Genomic DNA, 21,500 nt, shown 5'->3' with positions numbered 1-21,500 from the left:
ACAAATCCTCCTGAAAAATTGATGATCTTTTCATTTCACTTTAATTTGTAAATAAAGAATATCACACTTTTTATTGTTTATCAATAAATATTTATCTATTTTCACTTTATATTTATTTTTTAACAGCAAAAAAGCAATCCTTGCTTGTAGAACTGCTATTTATACTTTACTATAATTACTCAATAGTAACATGAGATGCCACTTTGTAAACTGATATGCAATGTTTATAACCAACAACTGAATATTTGTAAGCGAAACGCAACTTTTGAAATCGAAAAGCAAGTTTTGTAAATGAGAAGCTACATTTGTAATGAAAATGCAGTTTGATTTTTCCGTTTTTATGCCGTATGATATTAAAAATAGGCATGCTAAAAGGAAGTCGATTCTCTCTCAATTTTTTTTGTAATCGGAGAATCCACCTCTAATATCAGTTCTATATGAGCTGTTGGCGGCATAGTTTATATTATTTTTTGAGAAGAGCAGGTTTCATCATGATGTCACTGGCGGCAACCGGTGAACATCCTAGTTTATGTAGAACTTCTTCTCCGTGATAAAAGCTGAACGTTTCGTATGGGCTACGGTTGTTCAGTTTTTTTCTTTTGTATGAGTTGATGTGATTCATCATTAAACTAACATATTCCTGCGTAAGTTGATTAAAGTTAGTGCCTTTTGGAAGTATTCTTCGAATCAACTCGTGATTTACTTCAATAGCACCTTTTTGATACGGACTTCCAGCATCGCAATAAAATACATGTGTTCTCAACATAGGAAATGACCCCCTATATTCAATGGCTTTAGGATTTGAAAATTCACTTCCATTGTCGGTAAGTATGACTGGGAAAAGCTTACTAAAAAGCTCTTTTCCTAATGTTTCATCTAGCTGATTGAAAATATCAATTACTGATTTTGAAGTATTAGCGTCCCGCAAGAAAGCCAACATCATACTTGTATCCACAAAGTGTATGGTTAGAAGGCATTTGCCTCCTTTTGCTCCAATGACGGAATCCATCTGAACAACTGCTGTATCTGGATTTTTTTCAATAAATGCACTAAATGCTTCGTAGTTGCGCCCAATACGGCATCCTTTATCTACTTTGAACTCTGCCTTTTTGTAACGTTCACGAAACTTTACCTTACGGGGTAAGTCAATATTCCTGACATCAAAAAGGCAGGCATCGATATAGTTATAAATTGTTTTCTCACTGCACATAAGTTCATCTTCATGACTAACATATATTTGATGAACGGATTGCCCATTCTGAACGAGTGGTGAAATTATCTTATTCAACCGACCTATCTCGGCCTCAGAAACACATAATCCACTTCTGGATTGCGAGATAGATTCATGTGCTTTACGATGTGCAAGTTCTGCATCGTAAATACTTTTTAATAGGGAGCACTTGCCGAGCGTTTCGCAGCCATTGCAAACGTAAGGAATGCGGAATCGTGCAGTACAGATTTCTAAAACGAAATCGGGGCAGTTATCATTACAGGATTGGCAGAGCTTACAGTAGACTGTAGCTTTTCTGGTGCAGTTTTTTTCACATACATCTTTTACCCTACAGTTGAACCGGTTCTTACAGGCATTAAATGGATAGCCCGGATAGCCGGTAGCAACTTCTGAAGTGTATTTACGCACTTCTCTAGAAATGGTAGTTGGATTTTTATCCAATCTGCGACTAATTTCTTTGAAGGAAAGACTTTCTTTCAGAAATTTTTGTAATTCAAGTCTTTCTTCATAAGTAAAAAATTTAGACATATATCCTCCATTCTGCCGCCAACTCTTTTAGGATATATGAATTTTAAACTTATCAAAACAAAAAAGACTGGTATGATCCAATCTTTTTGTAAGCCAAGGTGCAACCGCCTTGCATATATATTAAATTTAAGAATTAATACTCAATTTAGAATCTATATGGTTGCGTTTCGATTTGCAATTGAGGCTTTACTATAATTTTTATATTAAAAAGTATCATCTATTAATTAAAAAGAATATCATAGATTAAAGTAATTATGTCTGAGGGGAAGCTGTGAATTTTAATGGGTGGAGTAATTTTGAAGATTTTGCTAGAGCCTGCGGCTATACTAAGTCAAACAATGAGAATGAATCTACTAATGAAGGTTGCAAAGATATCCCCAATGGATTTCAAAGCTTAAATCCTGAACTATTCGTTATTATAGGAGCAATTCTTGGAGAAATATTAGCAGGTAATATGCCTTTTAATGTTCAGAATGCACTAGGAAACTGGTTTGAACTACTGGGGCAAGTAATATTAACATATAATGCACAACAACAGTATTTTCAAGGTGGCCCAGGATTATATTATAATCCTAAAAATTATAATATAAATAATCCATATTGTGGCCCTAATAGCCCTACTGCTCCAAAAACTGAAAATACTCAAAGTCAAACTGATAAAATTAATGAACTAGAAGCCCGTATTAATTCCTTAATGGCTGAAATAGAATTGATTAAAAATAAAACTAATGATTAACTAAGTTTTCCTCTCTTAGTTTCATCATTAAGTGTTCATTTATTCCCTCTCTATACAAACTAGGTAAACACCCTACTTCAGTATATCCGATTTTTTCATATAGTCTTTTTGCATCTGGATTAAAATCTCCAACCACTAAAAATACTTTTGAAAAGTCTTTAAAACAAACATCTTCGAAGTATTGCAATAGCTTTTTGCCTACTCCATGGTTACGACTTTCTTCTTTTAATGCAATTATATGTAGATATGGAAATGCATGAAACGCTCCACTTAAAATAAACCACAAAAACCCCAAACAGTTGTTGTGCATATCTACGGCTACATATATTTCTTCTTTAGAAAATCCTTCTTCTAATGCCTTCTTAGCTCTTCCTGATTCTGTGAAATATCTTTTTCCTAGTTCTGAATTTATTAGGGCTTCTTCGCAGTCATTTATGTGATCTAGGTTTCCTTTTATGATTTTTATATCCATTTCTCTCTTATCCTTTCAAAATTATTTACTTCTTTATGTCTTTATTAAAACTTACCTTCATTCTTTTTCATTTAAATGACTTACTATACTTAATATATAAATTATGCTATACTATCCAAGTAAAACTCGTACCGTAGAAGTGGATGGTTACGGTGGTTTGTACGTTTCTCCCACCTTGGGCTATTGGTGATATTTCACTATAGCTTAAGGGGGTGGTATTGGATATGTTAGAAACTATAATAAAAGGTACTTTTGTTGTTTATATTATTAGATTAATATTAAAACACAATCTTTTTATTTCAACTATAAAAATCAAGGTCAAATTTCTTGGTTTAGATATAGAAGTTCAAGGAAAAGAGAAAAAGCACCCATCCTCCAAAGATTAGTGCTTTTTTCTTGCTAACATAACTAAAATCCAATAGCCCTAAAACTAAAAACGTTCTAGGATTGGCTTAGTGTTCGCGCACTAAGCCTTTTCTTATTTACACTACAAGTGTACGTTCAGTTATCTAAATCAAAGATTTAGAATCTTACTTATATTATATCAGATTTTCTTAAATTATCACAACTCAATTTTATTTGTTTTTTAATATTAAATAATTATAGTATATTATATTCCTAATATCTAATATAAATTTATAAATATTATTTCGAAAACTATAAACTACTACGTTTCTTTAATTTTATTAACTATTCACAATTTTATTATTGACTATAGTTAATAATTTGATTCTTTTATAAATAAATTTATTTGTTTTTTAGTTTTAAAATAAAAAATACAACCATGTAAAACTATCCTCATTTGTATCAATTATCTTACAATCCGCACATATTATATTACAGACTTATTAGTCTGTTGTTTTAACATTGCTTATAGCTACAAATAAACCATTTTTGTAAACAGTATATTTTTTCTAGCTCCTGTGTCTTAATCGATACAGGGGCTTTGTATTGTACTCCTAAAAGTTTTCTTTAATCTCTTTTGATTCTTTATTTTATCAATAATTTTATCTGCATACAAAAAGAGTGCTGCTTTCACAACTCTCATTTTGTAAATTAATTTACTGAAATATCTTTTTAACTTCATCTGTAGCACTTATTTTACCCCATATCTTTATACTTTTAATAGTATCTTTTACTAAATCCACAGGTACATCTTTTTCAATGATAAATGCACCAATCATTTTAATAACTAGCTTTGTACCTCTTGTTTTATATGCTTCTAGTTCTTTGCATCCCAGTCTTAGGATACCTGTCATAATAATTAATTCATCTTTGTCCACTGTTAAAAACTCATGTGGTAGTGTTCCTTTTAATATAATTTCTAAATCATTTGAACGCTTATCTAATTCAGCACGTACAGCGGTTCTAATTAAGTCAGAACGATCTGAATAAAAGCCTTGTTCTACAAGTGCATCTATCTGACCTAATTCCATTGCACTAAAATTAACACTAACCTTTTCATTGTTATAAACTTCTTTTTTCATTTTGCGCCTCCTTTAACGCTCTGTTTGTATTCCATACGGATTCTATATAGATTATTATATGCAATTCATCTTATAAATGCAAATTAAGATATTAACTATTTAAGATTAATTAACACTATATTACATAAAAAACTTAAACTCTATTAATAATCAAAATACGCTACTTAATTATTTAGATATAAAAAAAGAAGGTATCCTTTAGCTGAGGTACCTTCTTTTTTGTTACATGTATTTACTTAAATTCATAAATTGATTTAAATTTACACCTCTATCTGTTTTTTAAACTATCTTAGTAGTCCAATCTTCACAATTCCATATTTCATTAACTACATCTCTGTAGAATTCTGGTTCATGGGATACTAGTAATATTGAGCCTTTATATTCTCTTAAGGCTCTTTTTAATTCTTCTTTTGCTTCTACGTCTAAATGGTTTGTAGGCTCATCTAGAATTAGTATGTTTGTTTCTGTGTTTAAGATTTTGCATAGTCTTACTTTTGCAGCTTCTCCTCCAGATAAAACCATTATTTTTGATTCTAACTGTTTAGTTGTTAATCCGCATTTAGCTAAGGCTGCTCTTATTTCATATTGAGTTTTGCTTGGGAACTCTTGCCATACTTCTTCTATACAAGTGTTAGTATTTCCAGATCTATCTTCTTGTTCAAAGTAACCTATGTACTGGTAATCTCCAAGTTCAACTTCTCCACTTAAAGGTTTTACTTTGCCAAGTAAACTCTTCAATAGGGTAGATTTACCTAATCCATTTGCTCCAACTAAAGCTATTTTTTGGCCTCTTTCCATATAAAGATCTAATGGTTTAGTTAATGGTGAATCATATCCTATTACTAACCCTTTAGTTTCAAATATTACTTTTCCTGAAGCTCTAGCTGCTTTGAAGTTAAATTCTGGTTTTGGTTTTTCCTTTGAAAGTTCTATTACGTCCATTTTATCAAGTTTCTTTTGTCTTGATTTAGCCATATTTGCAGTAGCAACATTAGCCTTATTTCTTGCAACAAAGTCTTCTAGTCTAGCTATTTCTTTTTGTTGTTTTTCATATGCTGCTTCTAATCTCTTTTTGTTTTCTTCGTATAATCTTCTAAATTCATCATAATCTCCAACATATCTTGTTAGTTTTCTTTCTTCTACATGATATATGAGATTAACTACTGAATTTAAAAATGGAATATCATGGGATATTAATATAAAAGCATTTTCGTAGTTATTCAAATATCTCTTTAACCATTCTATGTGCTCTTCATCTAAATAGTTAGTAGGCTCATCTAAAAGTAATATTTCTGAGTTTTGTAGTAATAACTTCCCTAATAATATTTTTGTTCTTTGTCCACCTGATAAGTCATCTACATCTCTATCTAAACCTAAATCTAAAAGTCCAAGACCTTTAGCAACTTCTTCTACCTTTGCATCTATTACATAAAATCCATTATGGTCTAATAAATCTTGAATCGTTGCTGTTCTTTCAAGCATTTTTTCTAATTCTTCTGGTTCTACTTCTCCCATTTTTCCATAAAGAGAATTCATTTCTTCCTCTAAATCAAATAGGTACTTAAATGCATCTCTAAGTGCATCTCTTATGGATATTCCTTTTTCTAAAGCTGCATGTTGATCCATGTATCCAATTCTAACATTATTTGACCAAAGTACCTTACCTTCGTCTGGCATAAGTTTGTTTGTAACTATGTTCATGAATGTAGATTTTCCTTCTCCGTTAGCTCCAATTAAACCTACATGCTCTCCTTTTAATAATCTAAAGGACACATCTTCAAATATAGCTCTATCACCAAATCCATGGCTCATGTCTTTAACTGTTAAAACACTCATTTTCTTCTCTCCTTAGTATTAACTTCGCTAGGATAATTTTAATAGATGGCCAAGTTTATTACAAGAGTATTTCACTTTATAATTTTATCCAATGTATGAATTGTTTTAATAGCATTTATATTTTTTACGTGGACAAAATAATATTGTTGAAGAAAGATTTTAAAGATTATCAAATGTGATAAATCAATAAACCTCAACTTCAACGAAATAAGCAGCTATCAACTTAAAGAAATACACTGGCTTACTTTATAGTTTGTCGGTGTATTTTTTTAACTTCCTTTTAATAATTCTTAACGATATTATGCATTAATTTTTACTAATTTACTGTTATTATTATTTTATAAGATATAAATATTTAAAGGAGGATTTTTATGAATAGAAATTACACTATTAAAAGCAAGATAGTAATTGAAGTTGAAACAATTCTAGGTCAAAGCATTATCCCAACAGAAAAGATGTTTGAAAATCTAATTAACTCAGATCTTACCCAAGCTTCATACTTAGTAAAAGACGTAGAAATATTAAATTTTGATATTGAAAAGTATACTGAAAATCTTGAAAAAATTTGTGATTAGTTTTACCTAGAGCTTCTTTTATTGAAGTTCTTTTTTTGTTTTAATTGTAAACCTATTTTAAAATAATTTGGTTGACAATTGTTTTTTGCTCTTTTATACTATGGTATATATTTACCATATAATTTATTTTAAAGGAGTTTTATTATGAACCAAAAATTATCTATTAGAGACTTAACCTTTATAGGTATGGGCGCTGCTATATTAGCTGTTTTATCTCAATTTTCAATACCTATTCCCTTTTCTACTGTTCCAATAACTCTACAAGTTCCAGCAGTTATATTATTAGCCCTTATTTATACTCCAAAGCAATCATTTTTATCCGTTATTATTTTTATTTTATTAGGTGCTGTTGGTTTACCTGTTTTCTCTAATTTTCATGGAGGACTAAATGTAATTCTTGGCCCTACAGGAGGATATATTATAGGCTTCCCCCTAATGGCTTTAATCATTGGCTATTCTAAAAAACAGGACAATCCTCTATTAACTTTCATTTTAGTTTATATAGCTATTGCTGTTGACTATTTTACTGGTGTTCTGCAATTATCCATAGTTGCTCACTTATCTCTTCCAGCTGCACTTGCTGCAGGATTATATCCATTTATTATTAAAGACATTATTGTTGTATTCTTAACTGTTTTATTAGGGATTAAAATTAGAAAAAGGCTTTCTAGCGCTTTTCTTTAAATCTCCATTAGGGTATGATAAAATAATATTATTATTTTAAAGAATGGGGGCTAATAAATGTTATCTAACAGAATAAAAGATCTTATGGTTAGTAGTTCTGCTATTAGAGCAATGTTTGAAGAAGGTAAAAGACTGGCAGTAATACATGGGGAAGAAAATGTTTTTGACTATAGTCTTGGAAATCCATACGCTGAACCACCTGAAACCGTAAAAAACACTATAATAGACATACTATCTGAGGAGTCGCCTAATCTAGTCCATGGTTATATGAATAACTCAGGTTATCCTGATGTTAGAGCTAAGATTGCTGACTTTACTAATAAAAAATATACGCTTAACTTAAATGAAAATAATATAATAATGACTTGTGGAGCAGCGGGAGGATTAAATATAATTTTTAAAACCTTACTTAATCCTGGTGATGAAATTATAACATTTGCTCCTTACTTTGGAGAATATAAAAACTACGTTAATAATTATGATGGAAGATTAATTATAGCTTCTTCCAATTTAGATAACTTCCAACCTAACTTAAATGATTTAGAATCCAAAATTACAAGTAAGACTAAAGGAGTTCTTATTAACTCACCTAATAATCCTACAGGTGCTGTTTATTCAAAAGAAACTATCAAGGCTTTAGCTAGAATTTTAACTAGGAAACAAAAGGAATTTAATACAAGTATATATTTAATGGCTGATGAACCTTATAAAGAAATTATTTATGATGGGGTAGAAGTGCCTAATATATTGAATTACTATAATAATTCTTTAATTTGTTATTCTTATAGTAAATCTTTATCCTTACCTGGTGAGAGAATAGGATACATAATAGCTAATAACGGACTTGATTATTTGGATGAACTTATGCAGGGGCTAAATGTTGCTAACAGAGTCCTAGGTTTCGTTAACGCTCCTTCTCTATTCCAAAGAGTAGTTGCTAGAACTCTAGATTCCGAAGTAGATGTTGATATTTATAAGAAAAATAGAGACTTATTATATAATCACCTTACAAAAATAGGTTTTTCTTGTGTAAAACCTCAAGGAGCTTTCTATCTTTTCCCAAAATCTTTAATAGAAGATGATGTTAAGTTCTGTCAAGATGCTAAAAAGTTTAATTTATTAATAGTTCCTGGTTCTGCTTTTGGTTGTCCTGGACATTTTAGAATTGCATATTGTGTTTCTTATGATAAAATTGAAAAATCTTTAGCTGCTTTCAATAAACTAGCTGAATTATATTTAGGATAGCAGGTGATCACTATGAGTACACTTTGGTTAGATAAGATAAGAAAGGTAGACCCATATATTCCAGGCGAACAGCCTAAGGTAGTTAATATCTTAAAGTTAAATACAAATGAAAACCCTTATCCTCCGGCTCCTAAGGTTATTGAGGAGCTTAAAAATGTAGAGGGCTCAAACTTAAGATTATATCCTGATCCTACTGCTAGTGAATTAGTAGAAACTTTGGCTGATTATTATGGTTTAGAAAAAGATCAAATTTTTGTTGGAAATGGTTCTGATGATGTTTTAGCTTTATCTTTTATGACTTATTTTAATTCAGACAAACCACTATTGTTCCCTGATATAACTTATTCTTTTTATCCTGTATACGGTGATTTATTTAATATCAGTTATGATAAAATTCCTTTAAATGAGGATTTAACCATAACTAAAGAGGACTACTTTAGAAAAAATGGAGGAATTATATTCCCTAATCCTAATGCACCTACTGGCGTTGGTGTGGATTTGTCCTTTATAGAAGATATTTTGATAAAAAATAGAGATGTAATAGTGATTGTTGATGAGGCTTATATAGATTTTGGTGGAAAATCTGCTGTTAAGCTTATAAATAAATATGATAATCTAGTTGTTATTCAAACTTATTCTAAATCAAGATCTTTAGCAGGTTTAAGGGTTGGTGTAGCTTTAGGTTCTAAGGAGGCTATATCTTACTTAAATGATGTTAAGAACTCTTTTAACTCTTATCCTTTAGATTATATATCTCAAAGGTTAGCCATAGCTTCTCTTAAGGATGATGAGTATTTTAAAGATACTTGTGCAAAAATAATCAAAACTAGAGAAAATACTATTGAGGAATTAAAAGAATTAGGTTTTATAATTCCTGAATCAAAAGCTAACTTCATATTTATAACTCATCCTACTATAAAGGCTAAGGATTTATTCGAAGCCTTAAAGAAAGATGGTATATTCGTTAGATACTTTAGTTCTTCTAGAATTGATAATTATTTAAGAGTAACCATCGGTACTGATTCTGAAATGGAGAGATTTTTAAATTTCATAAAAGATTATATAGCTTAATTTAAAGAGGTCTTTGAATAACAAAGACCTCTTTAATATATTATTTTATTTTCTCATCTTCAAAACTTCTATATCCCTTATCTACTTTATCATTTCCTTTATTGTCTTGCTTTTCATGAAGTTTTTGTCTTCTTTCACCTTTTTGCATTGAATCATTAGGTTTGTTTTGTGGCATAATAATCAACTCCCTTCAATAAGTATTTTTTACTTATTAAAGAGTTTTAATTCTAAGTATTATCTTCTAAAATTGACTAATCTATTGAAGGCAAGTACCAAAGTAGGTAAATTCATTACTATAAAATAAATTATTATAGTGGCTATTAAAGGTCCATTTAGCACTCTTTCTTTTGTTGAAAGTATGTCCGAAGTCACTTCTGTGACAGAATTAGAGTCCAAATCCACTCTCATATAAGAATGTCTTGAACTTGCTCCTAATCTCTCATAGGAATCATATATTCCTCTAGATTTACAGTCATCTTCAATTTTTTTGATTATTATTATAGATATAGCTCCAAATATTATCCCTAAAAATCCCCACACAGACAATGCTGCCATTTTTTCACTCATACTAAATTGTGAAATAGCATCTGGACTCACATTGTTCTCCATAAATAATGAAACTATCTTCTGCAAGGTTACTTGAAATCCATTTATCATAAAATGCATAACTACAGATGCAAATATACTATTTGTTATTCTAACTAAATATGCTAAAATCATTCCTAAAACTGCTGCATATAGGAACTGCTGTGCATTTAAATGAAATACTCCAAACAATAATCCTGTAACTATAGATGCTATCCATTTATTTTTAAAATCATATCCTGATAAAACTATACCTCTTAGTGTTACCTCTTCTGTAATAGCAGGCATTACTGCTATTAATAAAAGTAATATTGGGTATGGTGTGTCCATTATAGATCCGATAAAAGCGCCTACATCATTTGAAAAAAAGAAACCTGATATTAGTGAAAATAACATTACAACAGGTTGTATTGCAAATGCTAAAATCATTATCCAAAATATATTTTTAAAACTTATAGGATTTAATCTAAAAGTTTTTTTGACAGATGATTTTGTTACTAGTATATATATAGCCGCTGGAACTAAAAATAAGATTACATGATTCAGAAATAAGATAATTCTAGAATCAGTTAAATTTATGTTTTCATATACTATCCCCAAAAGATATGGAACAAAAGTGCTTATTAAAAGTATCATTAGAAAATACAAATTAGCTCTAAAAATCTTTCTCATAAAATGCCTACTTTCTTAAATTTTTTTTATTATTTTGTATAATATCCATTAGAGTTGTCTAAAATATAAATGAAGCTACTAAGCTTTATATGATATTGCCTCTCCCCCATTTTAATATAATTAACATCCCTCTAGGAGTCCTTATGAGTCTTGGAGGGTTTGTTGTTTTATTACTTTATAGTTCTTCTTACAAGGTCAAGTGCACTCATAGTAGTTCTTACTCTAACTCTATTTCTATCACCTGTAAAGTTAAATTCCTTAACTAAACAATTCCCTTTATAATATACCCCAATATAAACTAGTCCAACTGGTTTTTCAGCTGTTCCACCACCTGGTCCTGCAATTCCTGTGGTTGAAACTCCTAAATCAGCTCCTGCTACTTTAGCTATACCCTCAGCCATTTCTTTAGCAGTCTCTTTACTTACTGCACCATATTTATCTAAGGTTTCTTTTTTTACACCTAATCTCTTCATTTTAGCTTCATTTGAATAAGTAACTGTCCCTTCCAAAAAGCTTTCAGATATTCCAGCGTAGTTAATAAGTTTCTCTGCCACCATCCCACCTGTGCAACTTTCTGCAGTTGCTATTTTTATTCCTTTTTTAACTAGGAGCTCTCCCACAACCTCTTCTAAAGAAGTTTCTCCCTCTCCATATATATATTCTTCTAATCTTCTTCTAATCTCTTTTTCAACAGGTTTTATAAGTTCTTCTGCTTCTTTTTCATTTTTAGCTTTAGCTGTTATTCTTAAAATAGCTTCTATATCTTTAGCATAAGGTGCTACTGTAGGATTGGTTTGATTAACTATTAAGTCATTAACTATTTCTGCCATACGACTTTCTCCAATGCCAAAAGTTCTTAACACCTTTGAAACCAAAACACTATCTGTAAATTCCTTAAGATATGGAACAACATAATTATCAAACATAGGTTTCATTTCTCTTGGAGGTCCAGGCAATACTATTATCTTCTTACCATTATCCCCTTCTATAATTGCTCCTGGAGCTGTTCCATGATCATTTTTAAAAACTATTGCATCTTTTGGAAAATAAACTTGTTTCTCATTACTTCCTACTAATTCTCTTCCACTTTTATCAAAAAACGTTTTTAAATTCTCATAAGATTCTTCATGAAGCACAAGCTCCTTATTAAAATATTTAGCTGCCATTTCTTTTGTCAAATCATCTGGTGTCGGTCCAAGTCCACCTGTAGTTATTATAATATCTGAATTTTCAAAAGCATTTTTAAAACTTTCCAAAACTCTTTCTTCATTATCTCCAACAACTTCTTGTTTATATACATTTATTCCAAGGTTAGCTAACTCTCTAGATATATATTGCGCATTCGTGTTTACTATATCTCCTAATAAAATCTCTGTACCTACTGCAATAATTTCAGCATTCATTTAATTCACCTTCTTAATAAATTTATTAATTATAATGATATCATTTGTTGTTGGAATTTTCTAGGTAATAGCTTAATTTAAACTTTCAAAAAATTATCAAAGCAATAATGCTCCAAATTTCTTATGCAATAAAAAATCTGTCCTAAAAGTAGAGTAACTCTACTTCGGACAGACCTTTATGTTAAAAACTCTCTTACCTCAAAACCTAAACATCTAAGTATAATTAAGTAGTTTATATTTGTAACCTTTAGCTTTAAGGTGGGGTAAAAGCTAGATGGAGGTTATGTATGAGGCAAAAGAATTTATTGCCAAGTTACTGGGGCAGATTGTTTCTTTCTAGTTTTGTTTTTATTTTTGCCTTCCTCTGATGCAGATGTATCATCCCAATTAGATTTCAATTTTCTAGATAATTTATTATCAACTTGACTATCTTTCGGCATATTAATCACTCCTATTCGTGAATTCTTGTCCTGTACACTATTTAATCTATGCAGATTTGCTCTTTTTATTCTTAGAAATTTTTTCATTAGTTATTTTATATTGACCAGACAAGCTTTTAAGGTTATAATTGTTATTGCCGTTTTTAGATAATATTAATGGGCTATAACTTACATAAAAGTAGGACAGAATTTTAAAATTTCGTCCTACTTATCTTCTTATTACCAGCCTTTTTTTATGTAGTCATCTTGATAATGACTAGTATCATTTTTAAATTCTATATTATATGTATCTTCTTCAATAGTTATCTTTGTAAGAGAAGTTTGTCCCATAACTATCCCTTTAATAGTTTCTTCAATTCCTAAGTTCTCAAAATACCCAACCATCAGCTTTAAAGTAATTCCATGAGTAACTATTAAAACATCTTTTCCTTTATTGTTCTCAATTATCTCCTCTAGAGCTTCTTTAGTTCTTTTTTCAAAAATATCTATTTCTTCTCCTTCAAAAGGCTTATATTCTTTAGGGTTATAATATAGGTTATATAGTTCCTTTCCATATTTCTCAGAGTTCTCTATTTCTTCCCATATCATTCCTTCCCATAGTCCAAAACCCATTTCTTTTAAACCTTCATGAAGCTTTATTTCTAAATCTTTTTCTCCTTTTAAAATCTTTGCCGTTTTAAACGCTCTCTCTGAAGGACTTGTATATATTACATCAATGTTTATATCTTCTAGTCTTTTGCTTAAATTTTTTGCCTGATCTATTCCGTCTTTTGTCAAAGGAGAGTTATTCCATCCTTGTAGCCTTTTCTCTAAATTCCATATAGTTTCTCCATGTCTTGTTAAATATATAGTAGTTTTCATATTCTCCTCCTAAAACTTTTTCTCTTTTAATTATAAGTGTAAAAAAGATATCCCAAAAGAGATATCTTTTTTATAAAATCATTTTTTTAAAATATTAACAAAATATTGCCCTGAAGATATCTTTGTTGCTTCTATAGAACTTTCCCCTATTTTTGAAAGCTTTAATCTATAGAAATTTTCAGCTTCTGGTATTCCATAGTCACAGGCCTTTAATATATATTCCTTTGATTTTCTTAAATCTTTCCTATGTCCTTTTCCATAATAATATAATATCCCTAGATTAAAGCAGCATCCACCATGTCCATTATCTGCTCCAACTTCTAAAAATCTAAATATACTACTATATTTTTTTATTATTCCACCTAATTTATATTGATTTTCCGCAAGCTTAAGTGCCGCATCCCATTCTGCCTTTTTAAAAGCTTGTATATAGTAATCTATGGCTTTACTCTTTTTTCTTTTTACACCCAATCCAAGTTGATAACAATCCCCCATTATTAAAAATGCCCTAGGATTTTCTAGCTCCATTCCTTGATTTAATAAGGCTATGCCCTTTTCTACATCCTGTTTAACTCCATATCCAAATATATAACATTCTCCTAATTCTGCTGAAGCATATTTATATCCCTTTTCATAAATGCTTGAAAAAATATCAAAAGCCTTTTTATAATCTTTTTTTACTACCATACCATCTTTATAGAATCTTCCCATAGCATAACTAGATTGGTTAAGCCCATATTCATATCCCATATAATAATATCTATATGCCTCATAGTGATCTTTAGGTATTACTCCATAAGAATACTCTAAATAATCTCCTACATAAGCTGCAGCTTCCAAATCTCCTAAGTCAGCCGCCTTTTTAAAGTATTCAAAGGCTTTTATTCCATTGATTTCACCTAATTCACCATTTCTATATAACATAGCAATGTTAAAGAATGCCTCTGGCATTTCCTTTTCACAAGCTTTATTATAATATTCTAGCGCTCTGTTAACATCTTTTTTCAAAAAATCTTTTCTTTCGTATATATAACCGGCATTTATATACGCACTCCCATAATCTAGATCAGAAGCATTAATAGATAGCTCTAATGCCTCATCTAAATCCTTCTCAACATAGTAACCTTCCATATACATTATTGCTAGTCTTACCATTGCACTAGGATCTTTTTCTTTATCTACAAGCTCTGAAAATATTTCATAAGCCCCTTTATAGTCAGTTTCTCCAGCATAACCATATAATTTATATAATCCAAGAGAAAGCTTTCCTTCAATATCATTTAACTCTGTAGATTTCTCATAATAGTTTAGTGCTTTATTAAGATCCTTTTCTTGTCCATAATTACCTTCATATAATTCGGCCAAATAATTGTATGCTTCCGTCATTCCCTCTTCTGCTGCTTTCTCTATGAACTCTATTCCCTTATTTTTATCTTGTTCTATATTAAACCCTTGTGTTAATAGTTTTCCTGCTATTAATTGTGCTGGTGGATAACCATGCTCCGCTGCCTTTTTACACCAATACACAGCCTTTACCATATCTTCCTCTATACCAAGTGCATTCTTATACATAGTACTTAACATGAATTCTGCTGGTGAATAACCATACCCTGCCGACTTAGAATAATATTTGAAAGCTTCCTCATAGTTTTGATTTACTCCATCACCATCATAGTATAGATTTGCAAGCTGATATTGTCCTGGAGCATATTCATTTTCCGCTGACTTTGTAAACCAATATAAAGACATCTTATAGTCATTATCCGGCTTTTTGTCAGAGAGATACATCATTCCTATTGCCCACTGAGAATAGGCATTGTCGCTTAAGGAAGATTTTTTATACCATTCTAACGCTTTGTCATAGTCTTTCTCCACTCCTAGTCCAAGTTCATACAAATATCCTATCCAAGATTGAGCATAAGAACTTCCTAAGTCTGCAGCTTCGCTAAAACATTCAAAACATTTTTCCAAGTTCTTCTCTTTATCATTTCTTCCATAGTAATAATTTTCACCATCATTTATTAAAGCAGATAGCTCCTCATCCTCAACTTCTTCTTCATAATAAGGAAGTATATTCTCTAGTGTTTTTAAATTCTCTTCTTCATTTTCGACTATTTCAATACTTATTTCTTTTGGATAGATGTATTTCTTAAATATATTCTTTTCCTTTTCTGTTAGGCTGTCCATAAATAGAGAATAATCCTCTTCTCCAAATTCTGTTACAAGCCATGTACTTACTTCATACATGACTCTCCCACACTCCTCATCAAAGCTTCTCTTTGTATTTAGGAGATTAATAACATCATGGTATAGTTCCTCGTTTATATATCCTTTAACCATAAGGTTTCTAAGGCATATTTTAATATCTTCATTTATATATTCTATAGAAAGTTTTTCATAAACTCTTTTTACTACTAGAAGAACTGCATTTTCCAGAATATAATGATATTCTTCTGATGTCATCTCTAGCTTAGTTAGCTCTTCATATATGTCTAAAAATTCTAGTTTCAAAAATCTATAATTATAATCCATGCCTTACTCCTTACTGTATTTATTTTCCTGTTCTTAATATTATATATCATAATATTTTTTCAATGCAATAAAAAGAAGTTTCACATGAAAAAAAGGTAAGGAGCAACAATCCCTACCTTTATATAAAATCTATTTACTTTCCATTATAGCTAGAGCCACAGCTCCTAAAACACCAGCATCTGTTCCTAATCCAGCTGGAACTATCTTGCAATATTCTGCCATTGATTTGAAGCATCTTTCGTTTACAACTTCTTGTACTTTATTAAATAGTACATCTCCGCCCTTTGAAACTCCTCCACCTATTATAACCTTATCTGGATCAAAGCTTGCTATTATGTTAGCTACACCAATTCCTAGATAGCTGAATGCTTCATCTAATATCTTCTTAGATACAGCATCACCTTTTTCTGCTTCTTTAAACACTTCATATGAAGTAACAGTTTCGTAATCTCTTAATGATGTTTCTACCTTACTGTTTACTGCTTCATTTGCACGTCTACCTATAGCTGTTCCTGAAGAAGTAGCTTCTAGACATCCTAAATTTCCACATCCACATCTTGGGCCACCTGGGAATACAGTAGTATGACCTACTTCTAATGCATTAGTGGTGCTTCCTCTATATATTTTACCATTTAATATAGCTCCTCCACCAACACCTGTGCTTACTGTTATATATACCATATTTTCAGTTCCTTTACCTGCTCCAAACATAAATTCCGCTATTGCAGCTACATTAGCGTCATTGTCTAGATAAGTTGGAATAGAAAATTTTTCTTCTATTGGCTGTACTAATTGAAAGTTTTTAAATGGAAGATTCGGTGTAGTTACTATAATTCCTTTTTTTGCATCAAGAGGTCCTGGAGATCCTATTCCGATTGCAGCTACTTCATTAGTTGCAACGTTTCCTTCTTCTAAAACCATCTCTATAGTTTTGATTATTCTTCCTAATACAGGATTATCTCCTTCATGCGCTAAAGTTGGTATTGTAGTTTGAGCTACAACTCTACCCTCAAGATCAGATAAGGCACAGCTGATCTTTGTTCCTCCTAAGTCAACACCTACTACATAATTTTTCATAGATTTCCCTCCTAGATTTATAACTTGTCCCAATAAAACTCTAATAAAATACTAGTTCTCTTAAAACTAGTATTCTCAATACATAACATACTTATTATAACATAAGTATATACAAATTCTCACTTCTTTTTTATAGCATTAATAAAATAATTTCCTTGTGAATCTTCCCCTTGATACAATATGTTAAACTTATTATCTTTAAGCATCGAGCATATTATGTCTAGGTTTTCAGTTTGGGATGAATCTAATGTTATAGTAAAGTTATCCGCAGTATCTACAACTCCTATATAATCATAAATATTACTATAATCACTTAATCCTATTTCTCCTTTTATCTCCATTTTATATTCTGACATATGTGAACCCTCCTAGTGAACCACTCTAATTTCAGGCACCTATTACTTAGCATATTCCCCTTTATATTCCTATATTCTTTATTGAAATTAATTTAACCAAGAAAGCATAAATATATACCCTATTTAATAGAAAACACCCATAGGAAATTTTATCCTAAGGGTGTTTATATTTCTCATTATCGTATTATTAAGCTTCGTTTCTAAGCTCCCTATTCCTTTTAACTTCATCTATTATAATTAAGGTTTCTGAAGTTGGAACTTCTTCATATCTCTCAAACTTCATCTCAAAACTACCTCTAGCTCCAGTTATACTTCTAAGGTCTGTAGCATACTTAAACATCTCAGCCATCGGTACTTCTGCTATAATCTTTTGAAGCTTTTTATCTGGCTCCATTCCTAACACTCTTCCTCTTCTCTTGTTTATATCTCCTATTATATCTCCCATATAATCTTCTGGTATACTTATGGTTACAGACATTATAGGTTCTAACAAAATAGGATTAGCTTTCTCTAAACCTCTCTTATAGGCTTGAGAAGCAGCTATCTTAAATGCCATTTCTGATGAGTCTACTGTATGATAAGAGCCGTCATGAAGAGTAGCTTTTAATCCTATAACTGGATAGCCAGCCAATACCCCGTGACGAATGCATTCTTTTAAGCCTTTTTCAACTGCTGGTATAAAGTTTCTAGGTACAGACCCACCAACAACCTTATCAATAAATTCTAGCTCATCTTCTCCATCATTTCTTGCTTCAAATTTAATCCATACATCTCCATATTGACCATGTCCACCAGATTGCTTTTTATGCTTTCCTTGAACATCAGCAACCCCTTTTATAGCCTCTCTATATGGAACCTTTGGTTCTTGAAGCAATACATCAACGCCAAACTTATTCTTTATCTTTGCAGCTATAACCTCTAGATGTGCTTCTCCTACCCCAGATACTATAGTTTCTGCATTCTCAATATCTCTACTTATCTTAAAAGTTGGGTCTTCTTCTAATAATTTGCCCAAAGACAATGATATCTTCTCCTCATCACCTTTACTCTTTGGTACTATAGACATAGATATTACAGGCTCTGGGAAGTTTATTTTATCATATTTTATCTTGAAGGTAGATTCACATAGGGTATCCCCTGTCGCACTATATTGCAGTTTAGCTATTGCACCTATATCACCAGCTATAATCTCTTTAGCTACTACCTGCTGTTTCCCTCTCATGAAATATAAATTACTTAGCTTCTCACTTTTATCTTTATTAGAATTATATATACTTAAATCACTTTTAGCTTTTCCTGTAATTACTTTAAATAGAGATAATTTTCCTACAAAAGGATCTGCAATTGTTTTAAAAATAAATGCAGAAAAAGGCTTATTTTCATCATAGTTCATGAAAACCTCTTCATCAGTTTGTAAATCAATTCCCTTTTGTGGAAGTGCATATTCAGGTGATGGGAAACATTCGCATATATCTTCAAGTAATACATCCATTCCTATAGCTGATGTAGAACTGCCACACATAACAGGTGCCACATCCCCATTTGCACAACCTCTAATTAGTCCTTTATATATTTCTTCATCAGATAATTCTCCTTCTGAGAAGTATTTATCTAGAAGCTCTTCATCAGTCTCTGCAACAGCTTCCATGATAGCCTGTTTACAGCTATCTATCTTTTCCTCTAGTTCAGGTGGTATATCACAGAAAACTCCTTTAGGATTTCCTTTACTATATATTCTCGCCTTTCTAGATATAACATTTACTACTCCGTGAAAATCATCTTCTTTTCCAATTGGATATTGAATAGGTACAACACTTATCCCAAATCTATTTTTTAAGTCTTCTAAAACTCTATCAAAATCAGAGTTTTCTCTATCTAGCTTATTTATAAAAAAGCTCCTAGGGAGTTTTATTTTATTACAATAATCCCACGCTTTTTCATCGCCTACTGCAACACCTGATACACCGCATACTACTATTGTTGCTACATCTACTGCTCTCATGCCTTGAACCATTTCTCCTACGAAATCAAAGTAACCTGGAGTATCTAATAAATTTATTTTTTTATCCTCATATTCTAAAGGTAAAATTGTTGTGTTTAAAGATATCCTCCTTTTTCTTTCTTCTAAATCATAGTCACTTACAGTAGTTCCTTCCTCTGTCTTTCCTAATCTGTCTATTGTATTTGTTGTAAATAATAAAGCCTCTACCAAAGATGTCTTTCCTGATGAACTGTGTCCAACTATTCCTACATTTCTTAAATTGGAAATTTTGTACTCTTTCATACGTGCGTTAAGGTCCTGCGCCTTAACATTCACCCACCTTTCTTTAAAGTTTAGGCTATATGATGCTGAAAAAATTTCAGCTAAGTCATCTATATTAAAATATTAATAGTATTAAAATATTATTCCTAACTCTATAGATAGAACGCTTTTATTATTATATATTCTCCATATTTATTATATTTCCTTTTAATTTTCTAAATATTCAAACTATTTCTATTTATAAATAAAAAAGAATACAATATTTTCATACTGTATTCTTCCATATATTAATTAGGTTTTAAAACAACCTTTATGCAATTGTCTTCTTTAGCATCAAATATACCATAAGCGTGTTTTCCTTCATCAATTGATAACCTATGAGTTATTATATCTGTAGCATCAAACTTACCTTCTTTAATTAATTCTAATATAGGATCTACATATGTATGTGCTGGACATTGACCCATTCTTAAAGTAATGTTCCTTGAGAAGAAATCTCCTAATGGAAATGCATTATACTTAGATCCATAAACACCTACTAAAGCTACTGTCCCACCTTTTCTAATAGCTTGAGAGGCTATTTCAATAGCTGACTTTGATCCGCCTTGAAGCTTTAATGCACTTTCTATTTTTTCTATGGTAGACATCTTTCCATCCATCCCAACACAATCTACTACTGCATCTGCTCCTCCTCCAGTTATTTCTTTAATATATTCACCTGTATTATCATAATCTTCAAAATTGATAGTTTCAACTTGATTATACTTTCTAGCATGCTCTAATCTATATCCTACTCTATCAACTGCAATTACTCTTTTAGCTCCTTTATATATAGCCCACTTTTGAGCTAATAAGCCTACTGGCCCAGATCCTAAAACCACAACTGTATCATTTGGTTTTACTTCTGCAATATCAACACCCCAAAGTGATGTTGGTAAAATATCAGTTAAAAACAAAACTTGTTCATCTGTTAACTCCTCAGGAATTATAGTAGGGCCTACATTTGCATAAGGAACTCTTAAATATTGCGCTTGCCCTCCATCATAACCTCCAAAAGTATTACTGTATCCCAATAATCCTCCAGCTTCTCCATTTGGATTTGAGTTATCACATTGACTCCATAAATCATGTTCACAATACCAACAATGTCCGCAAGAAACCGGAAATGGAACTATTACTCTATCTCCTTTTTTAACCTTAGTTACATCTTTTCCTACCTCTTCTACAATCCCCATGGTTTCATGTCCTAATACAAACCCTTTAGGAAGGTTAGGTATAAAGCCATGAACTAAATGTAAGTCTGATCCGCAGATAGCTGTAGAAGTTACTTTAACTATTATATCATCCGATTTTTGAATAGTAGGATCTTTTACTTGTTTAACTTCTACATCTCTAATACCTTCATAAACTATAGCTTTCATCTGTAACTCCTCCAAATAAATTTAT

The 21,500-nt window shown here is 31.0% G+C and carries 20 protein-coding genes; 6 read left to right on the top strand and 14 right to left on the bottom strand.

Annotated features, from left to right (window positions below):
• Nucleotides 1–463: 463 nt before the first annotated feature.
• Nucleotides 464–1,759: an IS30 family transposase gene (locus P8F83_RS20110; RefSeq protein WP_326512348.1), complete on the bottom strand. Its 1,296-nt coding sequence runs from the start codon at nucleotides 1,757–1,759 to the stop codon at nucleotides 464–466.
• A gap of 271 nt (nucleotides 1,760–2,030) precedes the next feature.
• On the opposite strand from P8F83_RS20110, the gene P8F83_RS20105 reads away from it, so the two are divergent.
• On the top strand, nucleotides 2,031–2,495 hold the full coding sequence (locus P8F83_RS20105; RefSeq protein WP_326512410.1) for a hypothetical protein: 465 nt from the start codon (nucleotides 2,031–2,033) through the stop codon (nucleotides 2,493–2,495).
• Here the strand turns inward: P8F83_RS20105 and P8F83_RS20100 are convergent.
• A complete protein-coding gene (locus P8F83_RS20100) occupies nucleotides 2,485–2,967 on the bottom strand; it encodes a GNAT family N-acetyltransferase (protein WP_326512409.1) in 483 nt (160 codons plus the stop codon). The genes P8F83_RS20105 and P8F83_RS20100 overlap by 11 nt on opposite strands.
• 218 nt (nucleotides 2,968–3,185) lie before the next feature.
• On the opposite strand from P8F83_RS20100, the gene P8F83_RS20095 reads away from it, so the two are divergent.
• The gene (locus P8F83_RS20095; protein WP_326512408.1) at nucleotides 3,186–3,353 is read left to right on the top strand and encodes a hypothetical protein; all 168 of its coding nucleotides are present in this window, start codon (nucleotides 3,186–3,188) and stop codon (nucleotides 3,351–3,353) included.
• Between the two features lie 675 nt (nucleotides 3,354–4,028).
• On the opposite strand, the gene P8F83_RS20090 is transcribed toward P8F83_RS20095, so the two are convergent.
• Nucleotides 4,029–4,454, bottom strand: a complete 426-nt coding sequence (locus P8F83_RS20090; protein WP_315112043.1) for a hypothetical protein — start codon at nucleotides 4,452–4,454, stop codon at nucleotides 4,029–4,031.
• 279 nt (nucleotides 4,455–4,733) lie between these two features.
• A complete protein-coding gene (locus P8F83_RS20085; protein ID WP_326512407.1) occupies nucleotides 4,734–6,290 on the bottom strand; it encodes an ABC-F family ATP-binding cassette domain-containing protein in 1,557 nt (518 codons plus the stop codon).
• A gap of 371 nt (nucleotides 6,291–6,661) precedes the next feature.
• On the opposite strand from P8F83_RS20085, the gene P8F83_RS20080 reads away from it, so the two are divergent.
• The 4 genes from P8F83_RS20080 (at nucleotide 6,662) to hisC (ending at nucleotide 9,865) form a co-directional block, all read left to right on the top strand.
• On the top strand, nucleotides 6,662–6,865 hold the full coding sequence (locus P8F83_RS20080) for a hypothetical protein (protein ID WP_315112039.1): 204 nt from the start codon (nucleotides 6,662–6,664) through the stop codon (nucleotides 6,863–6,865).
• A 144-nt stretch (nucleotides 6,866–7,009) separates the two neighbouring features.
• Nucleotides 7,010–7,549 (top strand): biotin transporter BioY, encoded by a 540-nt coding sequence (locus tag P8F83_RS20075; protein ID WP_326512406.1) that lies wholly within the window; start codon nucleotides 7,010–7,012, stop codon nucleotides 7,547–7,549.
• A gap of 57 nt (nucleotides 7,550–7,606) precedes the next feature.
• Complete coding sequence (locus tag P8F83_RS20070; protein ID WP_326512405.1) at nucleotides 7,607–8,794, top strand: pyridoxal phosphate-dependent aminotransferase; 1,188 nt, start codon at nucleotides 7,607–7,609, stop codon at nucleotides 8,792–8,794.
• A gap of 12 nt (nucleotides 8,795–8,806) precedes the next feature.
• Nucleotides 8,807–9,865, top strand: a complete 1,059-nt coding sequence (hisC, locus tag P8F83_RS20065) for a histidinol-phosphate transaminase (protein WP_326512404.1) — start codon at nucleotides 8,807–8,809, stop codon at nucleotides 9,863–9,865.
• A gap of 40 nt (nucleotides 9,866–9,905) precedes the next feature.
• On the opposite strand, the gene P8F83_RS20060 is transcribed toward hisC, so the two are convergent.
• The 10 genes from P8F83_RS20060 to P8F83_RS20015 all read right to left on the bottom strand — a co-directional run bounded on the left by P8F83_RS20060 (nucleotide 9,906) and on the right by P8F83_RS20015 (nucleotide 21,475).
• Nucleotides 9,906–10,040, bottom strand: coding sequence for a clostri-philic family protein (locus P8F83_RS20060; RefSeq protein WP_315112029.1), 135 nt, complete (start codon nucleotides 10,038–10,040; stop codon nucleotides 9,906–9,908).
• A gap of 59 nt (nucleotides 10,041–10,099) precedes the next feature.
• Nucleotides 10,100–11,122: a CPBP family intramembrane glutamic endopeptidase gene (locus P8F83_RS20055; protein ID WP_326512403.1), complete on the bottom strand. Its 1,023-nt coding sequence runs from the start codon at nucleotides 11,120–11,122 to the stop codon at nucleotides 10,100–10,102.
• A 170-nt stretch (nucleotides 11,123–11,292) separates the two neighbouring features.
• Nucleotides 11,293–12,525, bottom strand: a complete 1,233-nt coding sequence (locus P8F83_RS20050) for a competence/damage-inducible protein A (protein ID WP_326512402.1) — start codon at nucleotides 12,523–12,525, stop codon at nucleotides 11,293–11,295.
• Nucleotides 12,526–12,827: 302 nt separating this feature from the next.
• Nucleotides 12,828–12,965, bottom strand: coding sequence for a hypothetical protein (locus P8F83_RS20045; protein WP_021803777.1), 138 nt, complete (start codon nucleotides 12,963–12,965; stop codon nucleotides 12,828–12,830).
• 219 nt (nucleotides 12,966–13,184) lie between these two features.
• The gene (locus P8F83_RS20040) at nucleotides 13,185–13,826 is read right to left on the bottom strand and encodes a histidine phosphatase family protein (protein ID WP_315115648.1); all 642 of its coding nucleotides are present in this window, start codon (nucleotides 13,824–13,826) and stop codon (nucleotides 13,185–13,187) included.
• 78 nt (nucleotides 13,827–13,904) lie between these two features.
• Nucleotides 13,905–16,358, bottom strand: a complete 2,454-nt coding sequence (locus P8F83_RS20035; RefSeq protein ID WP_326512401.1) for a tetratricopeptide repeat protein — start codon at nucleotides 16,356–16,358, stop codon at nucleotides 13,905–13,907.
• A 129-nt stretch (nucleotides 16,359–16,487) separates the two neighbouring features.
• On the bottom strand, nucleotides 16,488–17,435 hold the full coding sequence (locus P8F83_RS20030; protein ID WP_073022149.1) for an ROK family protein: 948 nt from the start codon (nucleotides 17,433–17,435) through the stop codon (nucleotides 16,488–16,490).
• A 119-nt stretch (nucleotides 17,436–17,554) separates the two neighbouring features.
• Nucleotides 17,555–17,791 carry a hypothetical protein gene (locus tag P8F83_RS20025; RefSeq protein ID WP_073022147.1) on the bottom strand — a complete coding sequence of 79 codons (237 nt, stop codon included), beginning with the start codon at nucleotides 17,789–17,791 and terminating at the stop codon, nucleotides 17,555–17,557.
• Nucleotides 17,792–17,978: 187 nt separating this feature from the next.
• Nucleotides 17,979–20,075, bottom strand: coding sequence for an elongation factor G (fusA, locus tag P8F83_RS20020; RefSeq protein ID WP_326512400.1), 2,097 nt, complete (start codon nucleotides 20,073–20,075; stop codon nucleotides 17,979–17,981).
• 266 nt (nucleotides 20,076–20,341) lie between these two features.
• Nucleotides 20,342–21,475, bottom strand: a complete 1,134-nt coding sequence (locus tag P8F83_RS20015; RefSeq protein ID WP_238907292.1) for a zinc-dependent alcohol dehydrogenase — start codon at nucleotides 21,473–21,475, stop codon at nucleotides 20,342–20,344.
• Between the last annotated feature and the right edge of the window lie 25 nt (nucleotides 21,476–21,500).

Source organism: Clostridium intestinale (assembly GCF_035905475.1).
In the GTDB taxonomy this organism is placed as follows: domain Bacteria; phylum Bacillota; class Clostridia; order Clostridiales; family Clostridiaceae; genus Clostridium_T; species Clostridium_T intestinale.
Note: the sequence above shows the minus strand (reverse complement) of the source record. Positions and strands in the feature narration are given on the sequence as shown.